At 44.0% G+C, this 21,758-nt stretch carries 18 protein-coding genes and 1 tRNA gene; 14 read left to right on the top strand and 5 right to left on the bottom strand.

What is annotated here, in order from left to right:
* Positions 1-34 precede the first annotated feature (34 nt).
* From DYU05_RS15065 to DYU05_RS15080, 4 genes are read left to right on the top strand one after another with little or no spacing between them, the layout of a single operon-like run.
* Positions 35-604: an RNA polymerase sigma factor gene (locus DYU05_RS15065; RefSeq protein ID WP_117383919.1), complete on the top strand. Its 570-nt coding sequence runs from the start codon at positions 35-37 to the stop codon at positions 602-604.
* Positions 594-1,373, top strand: a complete 780-nt coding sequence (locus tag DYU05_RS15070; protein ID WP_133300242.1) for a hypothetical protein — start codon at positions 594-596, stop codon at positions 1,371-1,373. Before DYU05_RS15065 ends, DYU05_RS15070 begins: the two co-directional genes overlap by 11 nt.
* 2 nt (positions 1,374-1,375) lie before the next feature.
* Positions 1,376-2,218 carry an outer membrane beta-barrel protein gene (locus DYU05_RS15075; protein WP_117383921.1) on the top strand — a complete coding sequence of 281 codons (843 nt, stop codon included), beginning with the start codon at positions 1,376-1,378 and terminating at the stop codon, positions 2,216-2,218.
* A 32-nt stretch (positions 2,219-2,250) separates the two neighbouring features.
* Complete coding sequence (locus DYU05_RS15080; protein ID WP_117383922.1) at positions 2,251-3,249, top strand: ABC transporter ATP-binding protein; 999 nt, start codon at positions 2,251-2,253, stop codon at positions 3,247-3,249.
* Between the two features lie 33 nt (positions 3,250-3,282).
* On the opposite strand, the gene DYU05_RS15085 is transcribed toward DYU05_RS15080, so the two are convergent.
* Entirely contained in the window at positions 3,283-4,197 is a 915-nt protein-coding gene (locus DYU05_RS15085; protein ID WP_117383923.1) for a PfkB family carbohydrate kinase, read from the bottom strand.
* An 86-nt stretch (positions 4,198-4,283) separates the two neighbouring features.
* Here DYU05_RS15085 and DYU05_RS15090 point away from each other — a divergent pair.
* Positions 4,284-4,357 (top strand) — tRNA-Asn (locus tag DYU05_RS15090).
* A gap of 88 nt (positions 4,358-4,445) precedes the next feature.
* On the opposite strand, the gene DYU05_RS15095 is transcribed toward DYU05_RS15090, so the two are convergent.
* Positions 4,446-5,075, bottom strand: coding sequence for an NAD(P)-dependent oxidoreductase (locus tag DYU05_RS15095; protein WP_117383924.1), 630 nt, complete (start codon positions 5,073-5,075; stop codon positions 4,446-4,448).
* Positions 5,076-5,323: 248 nt separating this feature from the next.
* Here DYU05_RS15095 and DYU05_RS15100 point away from each other — a divergent pair, with 248 nt between their 5' ends.
* From DYU05_RS15100 to DYU05_RS15120, 5 genes are all read left to right on the top strand, one after another.
* Positions 5,324-5,815, top strand: coding sequence for a MarR family winged helix-turn-helix transcriptional regulator (locus tag DYU05_RS15100; RefSeq protein WP_117383925.1), 492 nt, complete (start codon positions 5,324-5,326; stop codon positions 5,813-5,815).
* A 266-nt stretch (positions 5,816-6,081) separates the two neighbouring features.
* On the top strand, positions 6,082-7,200 hold the full coding sequence (locus DYU05_RS15105) for a sensor histidine kinase (protein ID WP_117383926.1): 1,119 nt from the start codon (positions 6,082-6,084) through the stop codon (positions 7,198-7,200).
* A gap of 117 nt (positions 7,201-7,317) precedes the next feature.
* Complete coding sequence (locus DYU05_RS15110; protein WP_117383927.1) at positions 7,318-7,872, top strand: PAS domain S-box protein; 555 nt, start codon at positions 7,318-7,320, stop codon at positions 7,870-7,872.
* 253 nt (positions 7,873-8,125) lie between these two features.
* Positions 8,126-9,361 (top strand): transglutaminase domain-containing protein, encoded by a 1,236-nt coding sequence (locus DYU05_RS15115; protein ID WP_165852085.1) that lies wholly within the window; start codon positions 8,126-8,128, stop codon positions 9,359-9,361.
* 96 nt (positions 9,362-9,457) lie between these two features.
* The gene (locus tag DYU05_RS15120) at positions 9,458-10,861 is read left to right on the top strand and encodes a TlpA family protein disulfide reductase (RefSeq protein ID WP_117383929.1); all 1,404 of its coding nucleotides are present in this window, start codon (positions 9,458-9,460) and stop codon (positions 10,859-10,861) included.
* Between the two features lie 4 nt (positions 10,862-10,865).
* Here the strand turns inward: DYU05_RS15120 and DYU05_RS15125 are convergent, their stop codons facing one another.
* On the bottom strand, positions 10,866-11,993 hold the full coding sequence (locus DYU05_RS15125; protein WP_117383930.1) for an acyltransferase family protein: 1,128 nt from the start codon (positions 11,991-11,993) through the stop codon (positions 10,866-10,868).
* A 120-nt stretch (positions 11,994-12,113) separates the two neighbouring features.
* Complete coding sequence (locus DYU05_RS15130; protein WP_117383931.1) at positions 12,114-12,836, bottom strand: DoxX family protein; 723 nt, start codon at positions 12,834-12,836, stop codon at positions 12,114-12,116.
* A gap of 232 nt (positions 12,837-13,068) precedes the next feature.
* Between DYU05_RS15130 and DYU05_RS15135 the strand changes: the two genes are divergently transcribed.
* The 4 genes from DYU05_RS15135 (at position 13,069) to DYU05_RS15150 (ending at position 21,081) form a co-directional block, all read left to right on the top strand.
* Positions 13,069-13,290, top strand: a complete 222-nt coding sequence (locus DYU05_RS15135) for a hypothetical protein (RefSeq protein WP_117383932.1) — start codon at positions 13,069-13,071, stop codon at positions 13,288-13,290.
* 255 nt (positions 13,291-13,545) lie between these two features.
* Positions 13,546-16,641 carry a TonB-dependent receptor gene (locus DYU05_RS15140; protein WP_205771889.1) on the top strand — a complete coding sequence of 1,032 codons (3,096 nt, stop codon included), beginning with the start codon at positions 13,546-13,548 and terminating at the stop codon, positions 16,639-16,641.
* A 362-nt stretch (positions 16,642-17,003) separates the two neighbouring features.
* Positions 17,004-19,790: a TonB-dependent receptor gene (locus DYU05_RS15145; protein ID WP_117384022.1), complete on the top strand. Its 2,787-nt coding sequence runs from the start codon at positions 17,004-17,006 to the stop codon at positions 19,788-19,790.
* A gap of 28 nt (positions 19,791-19,818) precedes the next feature.
* The gene (locus tag DYU05_RS15150; protein ID WP_117383934.1) at positions 19,819-21,081 is read left to right on the top strand and encodes a right-handed parallel beta-helix repeat-containing protein; all 1,263 of its coding nucleotides are present in this window, start codon (positions 19,819-19,821) and stop codon (positions 21,079-21,081) included.
* Positions 21,082-21,139: 58 nt separating this feature from the next.
* Here DYU05_RS15150 and DYU05_RS15155 read toward each other — a convergent pair whose 3' ends face one another.
* Positions 21,140-21,745, bottom strand: coding sequence for a DUF1684 domain-containing protein (locus tag DYU05_RS15155; protein ID WP_117383935.1), 606 nt, complete (start codon positions 21,743-21,745; stop codon positions 21,140-21,142).
* Positions 21,746-21,758 lie beyond the last annotated feature (13 nt).

Here is a 21,758-nt window from a genome sequence, read left to right on the forward strand (position 1 = left end):
CAATTTAGCCATTTGCCCATCTTACCTTTAAACGATGTTTTTGGAACCTAAAATCACGATAGACGAACTGGTAACGCGGTGTAAAGCGGGGCACCGTAAGGCGCATGAAATGCTTTACAAAATGCTTGCATCAAAAATGATGGGTGTTTGCCTGCGTTACGCTACGGACCGTATGGAGGCAGAAGACATGCTGCAGAATGGCTTTATAAGGGTATTCCAAAAAATACAGGACTATCGTGGCGAAGGCTCTTTTGAGGGTTGGGTAAGGCGGATAATGGTGCACACCTCTATAGAGCATTACCGCAAGAACCACCGCATGATACAGGTTGTTGATATTGATGAAGCCGGGAACGAACCATCGGTAAATGCGGCTGCCGTGGCAAACCTGGAAGCAAGGGATTTGTTGTTGCTGATTAAAGGCCTTGCACCGGGTTACAGAATGGTGTTTAACCTTTATGCTATCGACGGTTACTCGCATAAAGAAATTGCGGAAATAATAGGCATTACCGAGGGTGCCTCAAAATCGCAGCTTTCACGGGCGAGGGCCATATTGAAGGAGCAGGTTTTACAGATGGATAAAAAAAGCTATGAAAATGCAGGATAAAGAATTTGACGAACTGTTCCGATCCGGCCTTAAGGACCTGGAGGTGGAGCCCTCCAAGGAGCTTTGGGATAACATAGCTGCTGAGGTTGTTATCGACCGGCCTAATCGTTCTGTATTGCCATACATCAGTATAGCCGCCACAATATTAGTATTGTTAGGTGCCGGATTGCTTTTTATCCCTAAGCAGCACAAGCAAAGCGCTGGTCAGCACACTATAGTCAAAGTAAAAAAGCAAGTTAAACCTTTAGCTCAGCCAAAAGCGATTACGCCGCTTGCTACTGAAAGTTTAGCTGAGGATGTTGCATCAGTCAAAAAGACTGTTAAGCCGGTACACAGCTTAAGGAGTAGAGCAGTTGTAACTGAACAACAAACAGTATCTAGTCAGCCATCAAAAGGAGAGCAAACTGGTGCAGATTTACAGCCGTTAGTGGCGATAAAAGAACCGGCAACTGTGTTAGCCACAGTTACCCCGGAGGCAGATATAAATACTACAACTAAGCAGGTTATTGCAGATCAGGTGATAGTTGCCAAAGAACCTGTTGAACAGATAGCCATTGCTAATGTTAAGCCTGTAAATACCGGTAAACCGCGTAAAAGAGGTATTCGCAGTTTTGGCGACCTGATAAACGTGGTAGTAAACAAAGTAGACAAGCGTAAAGACAAATTGATAGAGTTTGGCGGGAAAGACGAAGATGACTCCATGATTACCGGTGTAAACCTGGGCATCCTTAAAATTAAAAAAGAAGAAACAATAGCTACAAATAAATAACTATGAAACGATTTATACTTATCCTTATAGTATTTTTTACTGCAAACTCGCTATTTGCCCAGACAACTCAGGGCGATACATCCAAAGCTGATACATCCAAAATAAGCAGCGACACCACTAAGAAACCTAAAGGCTTTCGTGTAAAGTTTGGCTTTGGTAATGATGTTGGCGGTGTATCTGTAAACAATAACGACGATACTACCTATACTGCTTCTAAAGCTCCGGGTTTTTCATTTGGCTTAACCTTTACAAGGTTTGACATTGGTCTTACTACGCTGGTAGACAACGGCAGCTTCAAACTATCGCCAACAAACAACTTTTTACGCTACCGTTCCTGGAGAAGCAGCGCCATTGGGTTTGATGTGGTGCAACTGGGGTATAGGTTTAGCAGCGGTTTCAGGATATATACTGCCGCCGGGTTTGACTGGTTTAACCTTCGCCTACGCGAGAGTGTAACCATCTTGCGTGATCAGCCTGTATTAACGTACCAGCAAGATGATGTTGTGTACACCAAGAACAGGCTTTCGGCAACCTATCTCCGTGTGCCAATAGCATTCGATTTCCGCACCCACGATGATGCAGATGGCCGCAGGTTTCACTTTGTTGCAGGTGCCGATCTGGGTGTACTATTAAGCAGCAGTCTTAAGCAGGAAAGTAAAGAAAATGGTAGCCAAAAGCTAAGCGGCAACTATCATTTTGCCAAGTTCCGTGGAGGTCCGTTCCTGCGTGTTGGTTACGGGGCCATAGGCATATTCGGGAAATATTATGTGAATAACATTTTCAGGGATAGCCCGGCGCAGGATGGACTTAGAAACTTCTCATTCGGCATGAGCGTTGGCTGGTAAGCCAAGCAGTCAAAATTGCTATCTTAGCCGCAATGGCAGATGTACATTTTTTGCAGGCAGTAGGTGTAAGTAAAACGTATCCGGGACCAGTATCATCCGGCGTGCGGAACATTAATCTGGATATTGTTCCGGGTAAGATCACCGCCATTATTGGCGAAAGCGGCAGTGGCAAAAGTACTCTTTTGCGATTGCTGTACGGTTTGATGTCGCCGGACGAAGGGCAGGTGCTATTTAAGAGCGAACGCATTTGGGGGCCTGAAGAAAAGCTGATACCCGGCCACGATGAGATGAAGATGGTAACTCAGCATACCGATGATCTGAACCTTTTTGCGCGTGTTTGGGATAACGTAGCAGCAATGCTGCCCAGCACAAACGTTAAGTTCAAAGAGGAACAAACTGCGGCAGTGCTCGGGCAGCTAAATATGATGGAACTGGCCTACAAGCGTGTTGCCGACCTGAGCGGCGGAGAAAAGCAGCGTGTAGCAATAGCACGGGCAATTATTACTAAGCCAAAGGTGCTCTTTATGGATGAACCGTTTAACCAGGTTGATACATCTTTTAGGGAAGGGCTGCAGCATGATATCAGGCAGATAGTTAAGGAAAACGGGATAACGGTAGTAATGGTATCGCATGACCCTGCGGAAGTGCTTTCAATGGCAGATGAGTTGATCGTGATCCGCAACGGAGAAATAGTGGAAGCTGGTGCACCTAAGGAGATGTATCAAAGCCCCAAGTATCTGTATACCGCTGAGCTACTGAGCAACTGCAACGTGTTAAGTGCAGCCGAAGCTGCATTATGCGGCATCAGCACGGACAAAGAAAGTGTTGTAATCTACCCCGAGTGGATAAGGCTGGACAGCTTATTGAAAGCAACTAAGTGGACAGTAGATCAAATACTGTTTAAAGGTTTTTACGAAGACCTTATCCTGGAGAATAGCGGAGTCCTGATCAGGGTGGTAAACGGCGAGCACAACCGTTTTAAACCTGGCGACCAAATAGGTATAAAAGTAAAAAAGTGGCTGGAGTACTAACTCCGGCCACTTTCTTTAAAGCTAATGTTGCGGTTATATCTCGAATGATGAAAGGCTTACAAATTGCTGTACGCGCTGTGCCACTTCTTCATCTGTAAGATTTTTAATTTTCTCGGTACCAAATTTCTCTACGCAAAGGGATGCCAGTGCCGAACCGAAGATGATAGCATTTTTCATGTTGTTGAAGTTGATGGTACCCACTTTGGCCATATAACCGATAAAGCCCCCTGCGAAAGTATCACCCGCGCCTGTTGGATCAAATACCTCAGCTAAAGGCAGTGCAGGTGCCGAAAAGATATGGTCTTCATGAAACAACAAAGCGCCATGCTCACCTTTTTTAATGATCAGGTATTTAGGGCCCATTGCTAAAATAATCTTAGCTGCTTTAACTAAAGAGTACTCGCCGGATAGCTGACGTGCTTCGGCATCATTAATGGTAAGCACATCCACCATTTTAACAGTTTCCAGCAGATCATCAAGTGCTATATCCATCCAGAAGTTCATCGTATCCATTACAATAAGCTTAGGGCGGTTTTTAAGGCGTTTAATCACTGTTTGCTGTACCTGTGGGGTTAGGTTGCCCAACATCAGGTATTCGCAGTCCTGGTAGCTCTCCGGGATGATAGGGTCAAAATCGGCCAGTACATTCAGATCGGTTACCAGTGTATCGCGGGTGTTCATGTCGTTGTGGTACTTACCGCTCCAGAAAAACGACTTTTCGCCCTTTTTTACCTGTAAACCTTCGGTATCTATCTTATGTGCATTAAAATCAGCAATCTCTTCAGCAGGGAAGTCGTCGCCAACTACGGCAACAATTTTCACCTTGTCGTAAAAGTAAGAAGCGGCCAATCCGGCGTAAGTTGCAGCCCCTCCAACAATTTTATCCGTCTTACCAAAGGGTGTCTCAATTGCGTCAAACGCCACAGTACCAATCACTAACAAACTCATGAAAAATATTTTTATTTTTTTTTGCTGCAAATATTGTGAAATAACCTCAATAATCCTACTTTTGCACTCTCCAAACCGGAAAACACTCCTGAGTAGCTCAGCCGGTTAGAGCATCTGACTGTTAATCAGAGGGTCGCTGGTTCGAGCCCAGCCTCAGGAGCAAAAAGCCTCACAGAGATGTGAGGCTTTTTTGTTTGGATTATACTTCTTGAAGTTTGATTTAACAGGTATGTTTTGGTTGTGTGGCGTTAATAAGTAAGCGTGGGTGTTTGATGAACCCACTTATTGTTACCTATATTATCAAGTAAAAAGAATGCTAAATCTGCTCGAGCTATTTTACTTCCTCCCTCGGGCCTGAATCTTTTGGAAACGCGAAATTTCTTAGTGAGCACTCCATCTATTAATCTGGACGGCCGCACAAGTACCCAGTCAAGCGAGGAAGCTTTGATCGTGCTTTCAGCAATAGCCATGTCGTCGTAACTTTTTTTAAGCAGGAAGGGCTTAAGAAAATGTTTATAAAACCATATTTCGGTAGGGTCATTTTCAACTCCGGCAGATGTACAAAAAATAAGCTTTTTAATCTTTTGCCCCTCCATTGCCTTAACAATCACAGATGCACTTTTGGAATAAATATCTGTTGACTTGTCTCCAAAAAACTTAGGTGCAGAACCCAGTACTGAAATTACAGCTTCACAACCCGTTATTGATTGCTCTACATCCGTTAAGTTGTCTATGCTTCCGTAAATAACCTGCACATGCTGATGATTGATAGCAAGTTTGTTTCTAACTAGGCAATAAACCTCATAATGCAATTCAAGTGCCTGCTTAACCAATTCGAAACCTGTAGCACCTGTGGCGCCAAATACTGCTATTTTCATTGTATTATATTTACTTGTTAGTGCTGTTAAATTGCTTAGCTACATCTACTATTTTAAGGATGGTAGCATTAGGCCTGAATAATATTTTGGTCGTTAAATTAAATTAGTAGTCAAGCCTGCAACACTTTACTGTTTTTAAGGATGGCTATTTTGTAGTATTGTCAAAAATTACTAATCGCTTTAAGCGGAAACAATTGTAAATAGTTTTTACCAATTAGTAAATAATTATTACTAATTTAACATTCTTTATGAAAACTGATGACGAGATATTAACTGACCACCAAAATGACGCTGATAAAAATTGGGGCCGGTTGGTTGTATTAACTAAAAAATATTTTGATTACTGGGCATTAAAAACCATCAAGCCGCACTGGAACGAGATGAAGCTATCGTATATGCCTGTTATCTCCAACGTCAGCCTTAAAGGAAGTACAAGTAATGAGATAGCTAAACGGTCGCTAACTGCAAAGCAGGCGTTAAGTGTAACCATCAAAGAACTCGAGCGAAAGAACATGGTTGTTACCACAGCAGCAAAAAGGGACAAAAGAAGCCATAAAATTAATTTAACCGAACAAGGGAAAAAATTAATGCTGGTGGCTAATCAGGAAATAAACAGTTTAACTGACGAGTACATTAAACTAGTTGGTAAGCAGAATTTCGAAACCACATTGAGCGTGCTACAGGCAATTAATCAATACCACGAGACAATGAATTCGTTGTCGGAAGAGGATGATCATTAGCATCTTCAATTAGAAAATAGGTTACGATCATTAAATAGATTTGGTTATTATTATTGCCGGTGAGCTAATTTCCTTAAGGGATACGATCGTTACCTGTTGCATCAGTAATTCCCGTTTATTTATTATCTACATCACTGTATTTTCGACCAGGTTGTCATTCTTTTTTGTCTCCTGTAAACCTTTAACATTCAAGGCACCTCCTTTCGTGATGCTTTTTTTGCCGTATATTTAGGCAATACTTGCTTATTCCCTAATTTGACGATCCGATGAGTAATTCCTTAACTGCTAATTCCCCTCACGATTTAGGAAGTGCTTTTTTGCCGAATGGCGACATTGATCTTAACTTATTTTTTAACTCTGCTAAGGATCTTTTTTGTGTAGCCGGGTTCGACGGCTTCTTTAAAAAAGTGAATCCTGCGGTAACCGAAACCCTTGGCTACACAGAAGCGGAGCTTCTGAGCAGACCGATCAATTCATTTGTATTTCCGGATGATCAACTGGCGACAGAGCATCGCCGTCAGGCGTTGCGGGAAGAGCAGGTGCTGAAAAATTTCGAGAACCGTTACGTTACAAAAAATGGGGAACTGGTTTGGTTATCATGGACGTCGGTACCAAATGCTGAACTGCGGCTGGTATTTGCCGTAGCAAAGAATATTACCCCTCAGAAGATTGAAGAATCAAAACGTGATCAGGCATTTGAAAACTTAAGTGCTTATCAGCAGGAGCTAAAAGATGTAGTGTATACCGCCCTGCATGATCTTCGCGCCCCGGTTGGTAACATGATGTCTATTTTTGATATTTATAATGAGCTTAAAACACCGATTTCCCCTTACGAGGAGTCTCTTAGCTTATTAAAGGCCACTATCAGAGAGTTGAAGGTTAAAATGGATAATTATCTGGATCGGTTGGTAAACAAAGGGAAACAAGAAAGTATCCACGGAGAAGTTAAACTCAGCAGTGTGGTCAACCGGATTAAAACATCGCTGGCTGCCTTAATCAATGAAAGTAAAGCGGTAATTACCACTGATTTCTCGCAAGCTGCAGCCATTTGTTTTGATGAAGACCATTTAGACAGCATTTTTTTAAATCTCATTTCCAATAGTATAAAGTATGCCCGACCCGGTGTGCCACCGGTAATCGAGCTGACCAGCAAACCGGATGGTGCCTGCATACAGGTTAAGGTTAAAGATAACGGGCTGGGTTTTAACACTAAAAAAGTAAAGGGCCGGATATTTGAAGAACAGCAGCGCTTTCATCCTGGCGTAGAGGGTAAGGGGCTGGGCCTTTATCTGGTAAAAATGCACTTGACAAGCGGCGGGGCCGACATCAGCGTACATAGCAAGCCTAATCAAGGCACAACCTTTACAATCTCCTTTAAAAAGTAGTCCGGGCATTAGTATCACCTGCTATATGCGATTTTTAGGCCATGATTTAATTTTCTGTTTCTCAGTTATATAGAAAATTACTACTTTCAACTACCTAATTAATTTAAGAACCTTTTCATGAGAACCGGAGCTTTTAAGATCGCGCTCGTTTATATCGTTATGGGCATCTTATGGATCACGTTGAGTGACCGCCTGCTACTAACTCTGCAGGCCACCCTGGGAGCCGATGAAGTGTTTTTTCTGGGGAGTATTAAAGGCATTGCTTACGTATTGGTAACCGGCATTCTCTTATTTTTCCTTATTGTACGGCATACGCGTAGACTTTCGGAGAGCGAACGCAAGTACCGAACCTACTTTGACCAGAATACCAACCCAATGTGGATTATTAACAGGCGTACCATGCTGATCACTGGCGTAAACGACGCTGCATCTGTGCGGTACGGCTATTCTAAAGATGAGTTCCTGAAAATGAGCGCGCTTGACCTTCGTCCCCCCGAAGAAATCAACACCGCTATTATGATCTTTCATGATCTTAAAAAAGGAATAAATGACATAGGAGTTGTTAAACACCGTAGAAAAGATGGCACCATCATCAAGGTTCACATTACGTGCAATTTGATTGATAGCGCCAGAGAGTCGCTGGTGATGGCTATGGGTGCAATTGTACCCTAATGCAGTTTTACAGCCAGGGCTTTAGTAACACCAACTGCCCACCCGCTGAATGGCTATATCACTCATTCCAAAACCTGCAAAAACCACACTTTTTTAAATAACCCATTCTGGTATTTGCCTCCAATAGAAATTAATTGTCAAATTTTGCAGATATATGCTTCCGTTTGCAAAAAGGCTTCTAAAAAATAGCTTTTAAGAAAAGATGCTTGCAACTTTTATTAAATTGATCTCGTCTTCTACTAAAACCCTGACCATGAAAAAAATACTACTGCTCGCGTTTTCTTGTTTGACTATTAGCACTGCCATTGCCCAAATGCAACCTGCTGCCGATGACTTTGAAAAGTTCACTAAAGACATAGAAGCCCAGCGGTATGCCGCAACCCAGGCTAAGGAGTACGCGAAAGCGGATGAACTGCTGAAATCATGGATAGTAAAGTACGACGAAGCCGACGCCAACCGAAAGGATAAATATAAATCATGGGCAGCAAGCATTTATTACAACCTGGCCTGCTACGAGGCTTTGCTCGGCAGGAAAGAACCCGCGCTAACCGCTTTCGAGAAATGCTACGCACTTGGTTACAATAACTATAAAAGCACCATGGAAGACAGCGACCTTAACACACTGCACCAGGAGAAACGCTTTAAAGCCGTAATGCAAGGCATGCGCGAAAAAAGTGATTACAGTTATGTTATTCAGCATGCGGGCCCGTACAATAAGGTGGTTGACAAAACCTGGCCTGCATTTACCTATCAGCAGGCAGAGGCACCCGAACTGGTGGCTTTGCGCAACAAGTTCAACCTGGATTCGGTAAGCGGAAACGGAGATGAGATAAGTAAATTTAAAAACTTACTTTACTGGGCGCATAACTCAGTACGGCACGATGGTAACTCGAGCAATCCATCGTCCAGGAACGCTATTGACCTGATAGCCGTTTGCCAAAAAGAGAACCGCGGTGTTAACTGCCGCATGATGGCAACCATACTGCGCGATGCTTACCAGGCCGAGGGCTTTAAAACACGCGTGGTTACCTGCATGCCTAAGGATACTGCCGATAACGATTGCCATGTTATCACGGTTGTATGGTCAAAGTCGCTTAATAAATGGGTTTGGATGGATCCTACCTTTAACGCCTATGTAGCCGATGGTAAAGGTAACCTGCTAAGCATTGAAGAAGTACGGGAGCGCCTGGTAAAGGGCATTGATGACCTGGTGCTTAACCCTGATGCCAACTGGAACAATAAGCAAAAGCAAACCAAAGAGCACTACTTGGGCTATTACATGTCAAAAAACCTTTACTGGCTGCAATGTGCCGCAAAAAGCGAATGGGATATAGAGACCAATAAGCCAGGTAAACAGGCAAGCGACTACCTTAACCTTTACCCGGGTGATTACAATACCCTGCACCAGCCTAAAAAGCAGATGGGCAGGAGCGACCAGTATGCGGTAAATAACCCTAAATACTTTTGGCAAAAACCTGCGGACAAATGATTTAAGCATTTTAGGGTAATAACATACAATAAGCATATTTAAAATATTCAACTAATAAATGGGTGCATATGTAGAACTAAATTCTTAGTTTTACATATGCGGTTATTGCTACTTACAACAATTTTGTGCTTACACCTGCCGGTTGCTTGGGCGCAGCAAAATGGTACGGTAACAAATAATAAAGAGCTGGTGAGCCTTAAAGGTACTGATGCTTTCACCACAATAGAAAACCACACGACAGATACGCTCCGGCTTACCGAAGCTATTTACTATTACCTGCCGGTGTCGGAGAAAAGCGTTGAGGCGGTTATTGCGCCGGGTAAGTCCGCAACGTTTCGTACACAAATGAACTACCCGGACTTCATCCAGTTTAGTTCTTTACCGTTCAGGGTGTTTAATGCGCCGGGGAAAACAGTAAAGTGTACCGTCGAAAGTACATCATCATTAAAGCTGTCCTTTACAGGCAACCTTCAGCAGGAGAATGATTATTACCAGGCTTACTTCAATGTAGCAAAAAGCAACCAAACCTACTATGCAGCCGGTGCCCGGCTCAATAATTTCAATCGGTTCCCGGCAATTGCTGATTCTATAAACCAGATCAACCTTAACTTTTTAAACGGCTACGGCTTTCCGCTTTCGCCAGCTTTTAAGAAATATGAGTACTGGCGATTGATGTATAACAATGCCTTTCTTAAGCATCACGTTTTGTTCGACAAAGCGTTTAAAACGGGTCACGAGATAAAGATAGACACCGGTTACTACCACTTTGACCCGGAGATGCCTTTAGTGAATGAAGACATTCCCATCAGTTCTGAATATTTATGGTATGCCGTATTCCGGATGAGGCACCTGGCACTGGCAAAAAGCAAAGCCGATTCGCTGCTTTCTACTAATATGCTTGCTGCTGCGCAGGAAGTTTATGGAACGAGCAAGACGGGCGACGTAGTTAAAATGCGCCTTTTATATGATGCTTATGCCCGATCTAAACACAGTTACGACAAACTGCTTAACCGTGTTACGTTTTCAGATCTTTCAAACAAGCGTATCCTTGATTCCGTTAGCAACGCCAGGTTCTCCCTGCCAATGGTAGGTAGGGTGGCACCGGGTTTTAAGCTTGTGAACATAAATGGAGATACAGTATCGCTGTCGGAATTTAAGGGTCATTTGGTGATGATAAACTTTTGGGCCGGTTGGTGCGCTCCTTGCATAAAAGAATTTCCGGCGGAGAACAAGTTGTCGGCAACTTATAGCGCCAGCAAAAAACTGGTTGTGATAAACGTTTGTATAGAGACATCTGCCGAATTGTGGAAGAGCCTAACGGCAAAGCATCAGCTAGCCATGGTGAATCTTTTTGCTGATGAGAAACAGGTTGCCAGTCTAAAACGCAGGTACAACATTTCTGGCCTTCCGAAAAGTGTGCTGATTGATGCCGATATGAAGATCATCAGCAACAATTTTAAACGGGCCAGCGAGGTGAGGTTAAGCGATCTTGAAAATTAAATGTTTAATGTTGCGTGATCTTAGCGAAGCGCTTCTTTAAGTTGAGGAAGTATTTCTCCAGTGTGTAATAAGAGAGAGCTGCCAACATAATGGCCAGGATGTAGCTGGCCACGTAAATTATTACGTTCTGCAAGTAATAGTTCATGTTCGGCATATAATTTTTAGTGAGCCAAAGCATGAGGTAAACCGGGAATTTATGCAATAGGTATATCCCGTAAGATATTTCGCCTATAAACATCAGCTTCTTGTTGGTAAGATTATAAATGCTGGTCTCCGTTTCGCAAAGGTTTACAATTAACAAAGCAGCAATAGCAGCTATAAAAAGATCGCCCTCTGGCATATTACGCACTATATACAGGTAAATAACTGCCAGCAGTGCGAGCGAAAGCAGCACCTGTACATACTTGTTGAACATAAGGTTGAAGAACCCCTGCAGCTTAAATTTGAAGTGCTGATGCTTGGTGTTAAAGTAAATTACCGCTACAATGGCACCCATCATCATGTTATCAAAACGCATGTAGTAAGTGAGCTGGCTCAGGGCGTGCATCTCGTCGCTCCGGTGCTGAAAGTGCCTTATCACCTGTACCAGTGCCAGGAACGCGATCATGAAAATAATAAGCGCGTGAAAGATCTGGCGGGTAGTTTTAAACTTAAAGAAGTGGGGATGGAAGATGTAAAATTGTTCTTCGGTACCAATTGACCATATTGGGTCAAATAGTGCCGGTATTATCTTTAATGCAAACGCTAGGTTGGGCAAAAAGAAAATAGCCATTACAAATGGTTTTGCATGTGGCCAGTAAACCAGCAAACCAATAAATACCACTACGTAGTAGAGTGGCCATATGCGCAATATACGCCGCATGTAAAATGCGGGCATACTTACCTTTTGGAAGTTTAGCTTTTCTTCCAGCAGGAGGTAAGTTATTAGAAAGCCACTGAGCGAAAAGAATATTGATACACCCACCCGGCCAAGGCTGGTAAGCGGGAAGAAGTCAATTGCAGTAAGATGAAAATCCTGCTTTCCAAGTTCTATATGGGCTATTACCACCAACAACGCTGCTATGGCCCTTACACCATTAAGATTTGGAAAGTAAACTCTTGATTTTTTTTGAGGTTTTACAGCATCGGCCATTGGTGAATCTGATTGCAAAGCGCTTTGTCGCCCGTTCACCGAAAATATGTAAAATTTATCTCACGTCATTAACCTCGGCGCACAAAAATTTCGTTCCTTAATGAACACAAATACTTCTAATTATCGGGCGCTGCCTTTTACAACTTTGTTGTAATTTTCGAGACAATTGTTAAGCGGCTGGCCTTTTTGATGGATACACTCGCAAAATATCTTACATGCACCCGGGTTAGCACTGTCCTTACACTGGAGATTACAATCTGAAAGTGTATTGCGGGGCATAATGCTAAACACATGTGTTAGTGCAAATACCACCATGGCAACGGTTGCAAATACCCCGGCAAAGAAAGCTTTAGGAAAGCTGTTACTATATTCAGATGGACTTGTGGCCCTAGTGGACGGCGGAGTATTAAAAGGCAGTATGTACTTTATCCTGTCGTAATACCAGCATAAAAGAAACAGACAGGATATCACCATTAGGGGAGATGTTAACAGCGAACCTTCAAAACGTACTGATAACGAAAGCACGCATATATTCAGGATGATAGGTAAATATAGCAGTACTCCCAAGACTGCGGTGCGTGGAATAAGAATCAGGATTGCGGCCGTTACCTGTGCAACACCAATAAAGGTGTAGTAAAAACCGGTGTGATAAAGTGCTTCCAGATAAGCACCCATGGGATGATTGTTGGACAATGAGGTAAACCGTTCGCCCATTATTTTTATAAAGCCTGAAAGCAGGAAACCCCACGCCAGCGCCACACGGTTAAAGGTGGCAAAGTAACGCATCCACCTGTTGTGCGTTGCTTGTGCGTGTAACTTGTCCAGAACAGTTGAGATTTGCATAATTATTATTGAAAGAACTTTGTGATTCAAAGTAAATATAAAAATTGTTATCCTGCAACTATCATCAACAACTTTTTTGTTGAAATACCAACTACAACGTTTTCGAAGATTAGTCTATTAATTTTGTAGTTATTAAACTACCTTTAGTTTACCAATTATCTATTAAGAAAATATTCGTGGTTATTCTACAAATGGTTAGTAAACCTTTTGTGAGCCTTGTACCTGCACCCAGATGGAGAATGAAGATCGTATACTAGAGTTATCAGCCAGGAAACTGGCTCAGGAGGCTACGGGTACTGAGTTGGGTGAATTGGCTAATCTGCTTAAAGACAATACTGTTGCTATTGAGCTTTCTCACTTTTTATTTAACAGCAGGGCTATAGAAAAGCAAATTCCGGAGGAGGAGAGCCGCCGGCTTTTTGCCAGGGTGCTGAGCAATATGAATCATCAGTAGAAGTTCCTACTGCAATAAATTACTTAAAATCCTCCAAAAATTATCATTTTGTTAAATAGTAGGCGGCGTAAGTGCTGATTTAACACTTAGTTGATGATTTAACTATCAAAAGGTAATCTTTCAAGAACTTTTGCTTAACACGTTTGCGGCACCTTCGCCCCAAACAAAAACGATCACATGTTAAGCGCAAACAAAGGTTTTCTAAGAAAATTATACCTATCAGGTATTTTCAGCGTGCTATTTGTACTTCAAACAATGGCACAAACAAACTTGGCCGGCATATCCGGTAAAGTAACAGGCCCTGGTGGCGAAGTTTTACCAAACGCCACTATCACCGTTAAAAACGAGTCGACAGGCTTCTCTATCAAATCAACCTCTAACTCTGCCGGCGCGTTCCTGTTAAAGGAACTTCCGCTGGGCTCACCTTACAGTATAACTGTAGAGGCTATGGGTATGACCGCTCAAAAGCAAACAGGATACTCGCTTAACCAGGGCGACCTGCTGCAGGTAACCTTTGCTATGCAGAACAAGGTTAACGAACTAAACGTGGTAGAAATTAAATCGCCTGCGTTACGCAACAAGGTAGAAAATATAGGTTCCTCAACCGCAGTTACCGCAAAGGACATTGCTAAGCTACCCGTAAACGGACGTAACTTTAGCTCGCTGGCAGATCTTTCTCCACTAAGCGCGGGCAGCAGCCTCAACGGCCAGCTGGCATCGGCAACTAACTACACCATCGACGGTATGGCTGCACGCGGTACCATCTCCGGTGGTTTGCCAACCGGTGCTTACTCTATATCGCTGGAAGCGGTGAGGGAGTTCCAGGTGGTAACCAACCAGTATGATGTTACTTACGGTAATGCAGGTGGCGGTACTATCAGTACAGTAACTAAGTCGGGTACCAACGTATTATCCGGTAGCGCGTTCACTTACGGTCGTGCAAACTGGCTTTCCAGCCCGTATGGTCTTAACGGATTGAAACGTAACCAGTCGTTCTCTACTTACCAGTACGGGTTCTCTTTAGGCGGTCCTATCGTGAAAGACAAGGCACAGTTCTTTATAGCATGGGATCACCAGGCCGATTCACGCCCGCTATACATTGCCAACATCCAGTCGGCAGATGATGAGAAACGCTACAATGTTACCCAGGCTACATTGGATAATTACTTGTCAATTGCCCGTTCTAAATATGGCGTGGCCAACACACCGCAGTTTGGCCAGTTTGATAAGTTTAAGAACACACACGCAGGCTTTGCCCGTATAGACTGGCAGATCAACTCCAAAAACTTGTTCACCATTCGTGATAACTTTATTTACGATTTGGATAACCAGTCTGATGGCGACAACACATCCATCAATATTTACGAAGTATACAGCACCCGCAAGAGCATGAACAACAGCATTATGGCATCTTTGCGTAGCATACTGAGCCCGACATTAACCAACGAGTTGAAAATTCAGCACTATTGGGAATACAATAAACTGTTTGCTAATAGTCAGCTACCTGCAGACAATATCCCGCGTGCTATTGTACAGAACATATCTTCTGCAGCGGCGGATGGTTCAACTTATACAACAGCTATACAATTAGGCGGTCAGCGTTATGGCGGCGACTACTTCAACAACAACGTAGTACAGCTTACTAATAACGTTTACTGGACCAAAGGCAAGTACAACTTTACCTTCGGTGGTGGTTTGTCGTTCACTAACCAAAACTCAATCTACGGCAGCGAGATAAATGGTCGATTTTACTTTACCGGCCTTACCAACTTTAATAACCTTACCCCATACCGTTATGCAAGGGACATCTACACATCTGATGACAGGAATATAAAATTCAACATACTTGCCCCTAACCTTTATGCGCAGGTACAAACAACATTGTTCCCGGGTTTCGACCTGACAGCTGGTGTTCGTTTAGACTACACCGACTACCTGGACAGGGCAAACTACAACCCGGTTGTTGACCGTACACTGGGCCTTAACACCTCCAACAAGCTTACCACCCTGCAGGTGCAGCCAAGGGTACAGGCTACCTGGGATGTTGGCCAGAACGGCAGGGACATTATCCGCGTAGGTGGTGGTATTTTAGGTTCAGCCTTGAACCCGTACTCCATGATTAACAATATGTTGTTTGATGGCAGCCACATCCTGAGTGTTGACCTTACCGGTAACCTGGTGCCAACGCCAAACTTTCCGGCATACCGTAAAGACCCAAATTCTGCTCCCGGTGCCGACCTACTGGCAAACGCCAACATACCTAAGCTGGCTACAATTAACATGAATGGTAAAGATGCTAAAGTGCCTACGGTTTATAAAGCTAACGCATCTTACTCGCACTTCTTTGCACAGAACTTCCGCGTAACCTTAAGCGGTTACTTAAGCCTTGGCCGTAACAACTACACCTACCTGGACCAGAACATGGTTGACGCTCCTTACTTCCGCATAGCTGCTGAAGATAACAGGGGCGTGTATGTGCCTGCAAACACCATTGACGTTAAAAATGGCTCGGCCGACTGGACACAAGGCCGTAAGACTACCGAGGTAGGCCGCGTGCTGGAGCTGCAGAGCATAGGCAGGGTGAACCAGATGGCTTTTGTTATGGATGCTTATTACAGGTACTACAAACAGGGCGAGATTTCGGTATCATACACCTGGAACCAAACTAAAGACAATACCTCATACAATGGTAACGTAGCCAACACTGCCACGCTGAACCAGTATGTAAAAGATGATCCGCGTAACCTTGGTCCGCTAAGCTACTCTGATAACCACTTCCGTAGCAAGATAGTTGCTTATGGCAGCTCGCCAACCTTCCATGGCTTTAGCGCAGGTGTAAGGTTCTCTGGCCTTGCCGGTACCCGTTATTCAATGGTGGTGAATGGTAACGTTAACGGCGACTTTGTTGCCAGCAACGACCTTGCTTACATATACGACCCGAATGCTGCGTCTACACCGCAATACCTTAAGGATGGTATCAATGCTATCCTGAACAACCCTAAGGTAGAGGAGAGCATGAAAACGTACATCCGCAACAGCTTTGGCAAAATTGCTGAACGTAACGGAGGTGTGAATCCTTTTTATGGCGTAGTTGATTTACGATTGCTTAAAAAACTAAATATCTACAAGAAACAGTACCTTGAGCTATCTGTCGATTTGTTCAACGTAGCCAACCTGCTTAACAAGGAGTGGGGCGTAAACCACAACGTTGGTACAACATCGGTATACACTATCAAGAACTTTGATGCTGCTGCTAAACAGTACGGGTACTCAGTTAATACTAATGCTGGTGTATCAAACCTGAGCGGTAACCCTTACCAGTTCCAAATTGGTGTGAGATACGGCTTCTAAACAGTAAGCTAATAATACCAGCGGGGCTGCTCATTTAAGAGCAGCCCCGCTTTGTTTGATAGAGACAGCCGCTGTCACATTCCTGTTGCACTAATTTCCTTTTACCTCAATATCTTTCTTGTAAATTAATCTTTAGCATTACCTGCATGGTTAACATATAGTTAACATAAACATAATGAAAGTATAACTACCTTCTTTATAGTATTTAAATTATTGTATATCAAATGTTTATGGCGTAAATTTTACTTCTAAAATCCGCTCTGACCGCCGGTAAGGCGCTCCCTTATTTTCTATCTCTGTTAATGTCCTCACCTTTGCGCCTGATTAAACCCAGGCTTACAATAAGATACTATAACAGCGATATGAATAAACTTCTACAGCTCCTTTTTCCCCTACTATTTTGTGCGATAGCTGCAAACGCAGGCAATATAAAAGGCCACGTATATGATAAAAAAACCGGCGAGCCGCTTGTTGGTGCGACCGTCACTTTAGATAAAGCAAATAAAGCCACAAGCACCGGTCTGGACGGCTCATTCGAATTAAAGAACGTACCCGAAGGCGCTGCTAGCCTGCGCGTTTCGTACATAACATACAAAACAGTTTCGCGCGAGGTAAATGTAACATCGGCCACCACAACAATAAAAATATACCTTGAACCCGGCGGTAAGGACCTGCAGGAGGTGACTGTGCGCGCCAGCAATGTTAACGGAGCCAGCGACAGGGACGCACGCCGGATAGAGCAAAACGCTAATCAGGTGATGAACATTGTTTCGGGCAAAGCCATTGAGGTGTCGCCTGATCTTACTGTAGCCAACGTTATGCAGCGTGTTTCAGGGGTATCCATCGAGCGTAATAGCAACGGCGATGGCCAGTATGCTATACTGCGTGGTATGGACAAACGCTATAACTACACGCTGGTGAACGGCGTAAAAATTCCTAGTCCTGATAACAGGTACCGTTACGTACCGCTGGACCTTTTCCCATCAGACCTGCTGGACCGTTTAGAGGTTTACAAAACCCTTACGCCAAACCTGGAAGGTGATGCGGTTGGCGGCGTGGTTAACATGGTGATGAAGAACGCGCCGGATCACTTCCAGATAAATGCTAATATAGCAGGCGGTTATAATCAATTATTTTTCGACCGTAACTTTACCAGCTACGATGCATCAGGCATTAGCCACAAATCGCCTTATGAAATAAACGGCCGTACTTACAACGCAACTCAAAATGATTTTGCAAAAGGAACGCTCGACTACACCTCCAAAAAGCCGGCACCCAATGTGGTTGGCAGCATGTCTATCGGTCAGCGTTTCTTTGATAGTAAACTGGGCATTATAGTAGCGGGCAGCTACCAGAACACCTACCGTGGCAGCAACAGCACGTTCTACAATTCATCTGTTGATGCAACCGATACTTATGCCAAGATCACGAGCCAAAGCTACCGCGAGTATTCCGAGCAGCAGAAACGTTTAGGCTTGCACGGAAAAGTTGATTATGTTTTTGACAAGAACAACAAGATTAGCCTGTACAATGTGTACGTAAACCTTAAAAATCAGCAGCTGCGCGATCAGGTAAATACCACCTACAACAACATCTACACAGCAAGCGGCGGTGACAATGCCGAGCTGGTTTACAGCACCCGCAGCAGGTTAACAGAGCAACAGATATACAACACCACGCTGCATGGCGATCATAAGTTTTTTGACAGCAAGTTTAAAGTACAATGGTCTGGTGTGTATTCATCAGCTCAAAACGAAGTTCCGGATAATACTACGATAAGCTTGAACGGCTTACGCACCAATGGGGTGGATACTCGTTTGTCGCTGGTGAACACCAACCCGGTTGAGCGCCGCTGGGAACGCAATACAGATGAAGACAAAGCCGGTTACCTGGATTTGACTTACACTGTTAAAAGCGGCGAAAACAAGATAGACTTTATGGCCGGCGGTTTATACCGCGATAAGCAACGCAGCAGCTTCTTTAACAAATACAACCTCTTTACGCCGCTTAAAGCTGATGGTAAAGCACCATTATACGGAGTAGATTTCCAGAACTACACCGATCTTAACCTTACGGTAAGCAACCCTCAAGGTGGTGTGGCCAACTCACTTACCTATGATGCTTCGGAGAAAACCGGCGCAGGTTATGGCATGTTTAAACTTACCTCAACTAAGCTGGAGGTAATTGCAGGTGCAAGGGTAGAGCATACCGATCAGGGTTATAGCCTGTTGTTCCCGCAGGGTGAATCGCGCCCTACTGGTAGCCAGGTGTACACCGATGTTTTGCCAAGTGCAACAGTTAAGTACCACCTTACAGATAAAGCGCAGTTGCATGCATCGTATTACAAGGCACTAAACCGTCCTGGTTTTTATGAGATAGTACCAAGTAAGGTAGTGAACGAAGAATACGAGGAACGTGGTAACCCGGACCTTAAACGTTCCCTTGCAGACAACTACGATCTGCGTTACGAATTATTCCCGGGTGCGTCAGAACAGTTATTGGTAGGCGCGTTCTACAAACGCATAAAAGACCCTATTGAATACACTTTCCAGCCGGATGCAGTTCGCGGTCAGGATATTTATTACACACCGGGCAACTTTGGTACAGCCAACAACTACGGCGCGGAGATAGATTATATTAAGTTCTTCAATAAAATTGGTGTTAAAGCTAACTACACCTACACGCATTCACGTATTACTACCCCAAAAACGTCAAGAAGGATAAACTCTGCAACAGGCGACATCGAACCCTTCCTGGTAAATCAGTCACGCCCGCTTTATGGACAGTCTGAGCACATTGCAAACCTATCTGTGCTGTACAAGGACACGAAACATGGCTGGGATGTGCAGTTGGCAGGCGCTTACACCGGTCCGCGTATCAATACCGTATCGCAGTTCCTCAACAACGATTTATGGCAGAAAGGCTTTATACAGGTAGATGCCTCAGCCGAGAAACGCTTCAGGAACAACGTCAGCGTATTTGTAAAAGCAGGTAACATTGTGAACACACCTGCCAAGCTTTACATAAAAGGTACAAACCCCGCCAATAATGATATTAAAGAAAAGCTGGTATCTAACGGGCAGACTTTGATACGCGCCGATTATTACGGACAAAGCTATTTGCTGGGTGTGAGATATAAGTTCAACTAAGGGTAAGACATCATTTAAGAAGAGAGATATGAAATTGAAACAGATATTAGCAGCGTTAGCAATAAGCGCAGTAGCCTTAAGCGGCTGCGAGAAGGCCAACAAGTATGTAGATACCACACCTGAGAACGGTTCCGCAATTGGAGAGGTATCCGGCGTATGGACAAAGAACAGCGTTCATGAAATTAAAGGTGATATTATTATACCGGAGGGAAAAAGCCTTACAATAGAAGAAGGTGTAACCGTATTAATGGATGTAACTGCCAAGCCGGAGATTGTTGTTAAGGGTAATTTATACTCGTTAGGTACCGTTGATAAACCAATAAAGTTTACGGTAAGTGATGCTTACCGCACTGCTGAAAATAAGTTTGGCAAACTGTGGGGCGGCATACTTGCTGCGCCAACCTGTGCCGAACTGGTGCTGGACCACACTATTATAGAGTACGGCGGAGCAACCACGTCAGATGCATCAACATCTGTAAAGATGGGCTTATACAAAGCAGTTGCCGGTGAGAACCTGCCTGCGCTTTGGTTCTCTAATGTGAACGGAAAGCTTGTGGTTGTGAACAGCACCTTCCGCAATTTACAGGAAGACTGTACTTACATTGAGGGTGGCAAGATCATCTTTTCGAACAATACCTTCTACACTACAGGTGTAAGCGGTGGCGAGGCCATGAACTTTAAATCGGGCTGCTTGGCCGACGTTGCTTACAATGTTGTTTACAGCACCAATACCAACGCGCTAAAGCTATCAAATGCGGGCGACCGTACCCCACAGGCATACATTATTGCCTACAACAACACTATGGTGAACACGGGTTGGAGAAGGCCGACGGCTAAAGGTGGTTCAGTATGGCTCGAAGCTACTGTGCGTGCCGATCTTTACAATAACCTTTTCGCAAACACCCGTTTTGGTGTGAAACGCGATCCGAAGAAACCGGAAGACAACCGCAGTAAATACAGCAACAACTACTACTATGGTTATGATCAGGCTACAGTTGATCAGTTCCAGCCGGGCAAGAACGACGTGATTGCCGGTGTTAATGATGTAAAAGGCACAAAGGCTGGTGAAAACGATCCTAAATTTGTGAACTATCCGTTAACCACTGCGGTAAGTAACGCTGATTACGACACCAATTGGGATTTTCACTTGCAGGGGAGTTCACCGGCGTTGAACAAGGGCACGCTGAACTTTACCCGCCATCACAAAGCAGGTATTACCCTTACCAATGGTATAACCTATACATCGCCAGAACCTGCGCTGTATGTTGGGGCGTTTGGTACCAAATTCTAAAGAACCACAAACAAAACTGAATAACTGGAGGCCGGCAAGTAGTTGCCGGCTTTTCTTTTTAATGCTTCTTTCCGCCTGCGAACTTTTGCTCGCCTGCTTCTATTTTCAGTGGCAGCTTGTTTTCATCCGGCGGTTTTGGGCAGGAGTAACCGCTGCTGAATGCGCAATAGGGATTGTATGCTTTGTTAAAGTCGAGCACCAGCATGTTGTTCTTAATGTCCTGTGTACTCAGGTCAATATACCTGCCGCCGTCGTAGGTTTCGGCGCCGTTTGTGTCATCAGTAAAGGGCAGGAATAGGTAATTGGCGTACTGCGGTATTTTGGCAAGTGCCGTGCTTTTGTACAGGGTAAGTTGCAGGGGCTTTCCTTTAAGTGTAAACTTCAGGGTAGCGTATCGTACATACTCGCTTTGGGTGCCGCTGAATACCGGCATCATAAACAACGCTTCGTTATTTAGTACCTCCACCTGAGCGGTAACCCGGTAAGTGCTGTCGGCGTCGTAAAAACGTAAAAGCGCCAGGTCTTCCTTTTTCAACGGAGAACGTGCATCGCTCAAAAAGTCGGCCTTATACTTGTTCCGGAACTCTTCTATTTGTGTTTTATGGTCCTGTGCAAAGCCGTTGATGCAAAGCATCGCAAAAAAGATAAAAAGGAGATTCTTCATAGTTTTAGCTTGA

The organism is Mucilaginibacter terrenus, assembly GCF_003432065.1.
Lineage (GTDB): Bacteria > Bacteroidota > Bacteroidia > Sphingobacteriales > Sphingobacteriaceae > Mucilaginibacter > Mucilaginibacter terrenus.

Excerpts from the sequence above, each read along its gene's own strand:
- DYU05_RS15130 (WP_117383931.1), bottom strand. The coding sequence starts at position 12,836 with ATGCAAATCTCAACTGTTCTGGACAAGTTACACGCACAAGCAACGCAC.
- DYU05_RS15155 (WP_117383935.1), bottom strand. The coding sequence starts at position 21,745 with ATGAAGAATCTCCTTTTTATCTTTTTTGCGATGCTTTGCATCAACGGC.
- DYU05_RS15100 (WP_117383925.1), top strand. The coding sequence starts at position 5,324 with ATGAAAACTGATGACGAGATATTAACTGACCACCAAAATGACGCTGAT.
- DYU05_RS15145 (WP_117384022.1), top strand. The coding sequence starts at position 17,004 with ATGAATAAACTTCTACAGCTCCTTTTTCCCCTACTATTTTGTGCGATA.
- DYU05_RS15095 (WP_117383924.1), bottom strand. The coding sequence starts at position 5,075 with ATGAAAATAGCAGTATTTGGCGCCACAGGTGCTACAGGTTTCGAATTG.
- DYU05_RS15115 (WP_165852085.1), top strand. The coding sequence starts at position 8,126 with ATGAAAAAAATACTACTGCTCGCGTTTTCTTGTTTGACTATTAGCACT.
- DYU05_RS15135 (WP_117383932.1), top strand. The coding sequence starts at position 13,069 with ATGGAGAATGAAGATCGTATACTAGAGTTATCAGCCAGGAAACTGGCT.
- DYU05_RS15075 (WP_117383921.1), top strand. The coding sequence starts at position 1,376 with ATGAAACGATTTATACTTATCCTTATAGTATTTTTTACTGCAAACTCG.
- DYU05_RS15070 (WP_133300242.1), top strand. The coding sequence starts at position 594 with ATGCAGGATAAAGAATTTGACGAACTGTTCCGATCCGGCCTTAAGGAC.
- DYU05_RS15125 (WP_117383930.1), bottom strand. The coding sequence starts at position 11,993 with ATGGCCGATGCTGTAAAACCTCAAAAAAAATCAAGAGTTTACTTTCCA.
- DYU05_RS15110 (WP_117383927.1), top strand. The coding sequence starts at position 7,318 with ATGAGAACCGGAGCTTTTAAGATCGCGCTCGTTTATATCGTTATGGGC.
- DYU05_RS15080 (WP_117383922.1), top strand. The coding sequence starts at position 2,251 with ATGGCAGATGTACATTTTTTGCAGGCAGTAGGTGTAAGTAAAACGTAT.
- DYU05_RS15105 (WP_117383926.1), top strand. The coding sequence starts at position 6,082 with ATGAGTAATTCCTTAACTGCTAATTCCCCTCACGATTTAGGAAGTGCT.
- DYU05_RS15085 (WP_117383923.1), bottom strand. The coding sequence starts at position 4,197 with ATGAGTTTGTTAGTGATTGGTACTGTGGCGTTTGACGCAATTGAGACA.
- DYU05_RS15120 (WP_117383929.1), top strand. The coding sequence starts at position 9,458 with ATGCGGTTATTGCTACTTACAACAATTTTGTGCTTACACCTGCCGGTT.
- DYU05_RS15140 (WP_205771889.1), top strand. The coding sequence starts at position 13,546 with ATGGCACAAACAAACTTGGCCGGCATATCCGGTAAAGTAACAGGCCCT.
- DYU05_RS15150 (WP_117383934.1), top strand. The coding sequence starts at position 19,819 with ATGAAATTGAAACAGATATTAGCAGCGTTAGCAATAAGCGCAGTAGCC.
- DYU05_RS15065 (WP_117383919.1), top strand. The coding sequence starts at position 35 with ATGTTTTTGGAACCTAAAATCACGATAGACGAACTGGTAACGCGGTGT.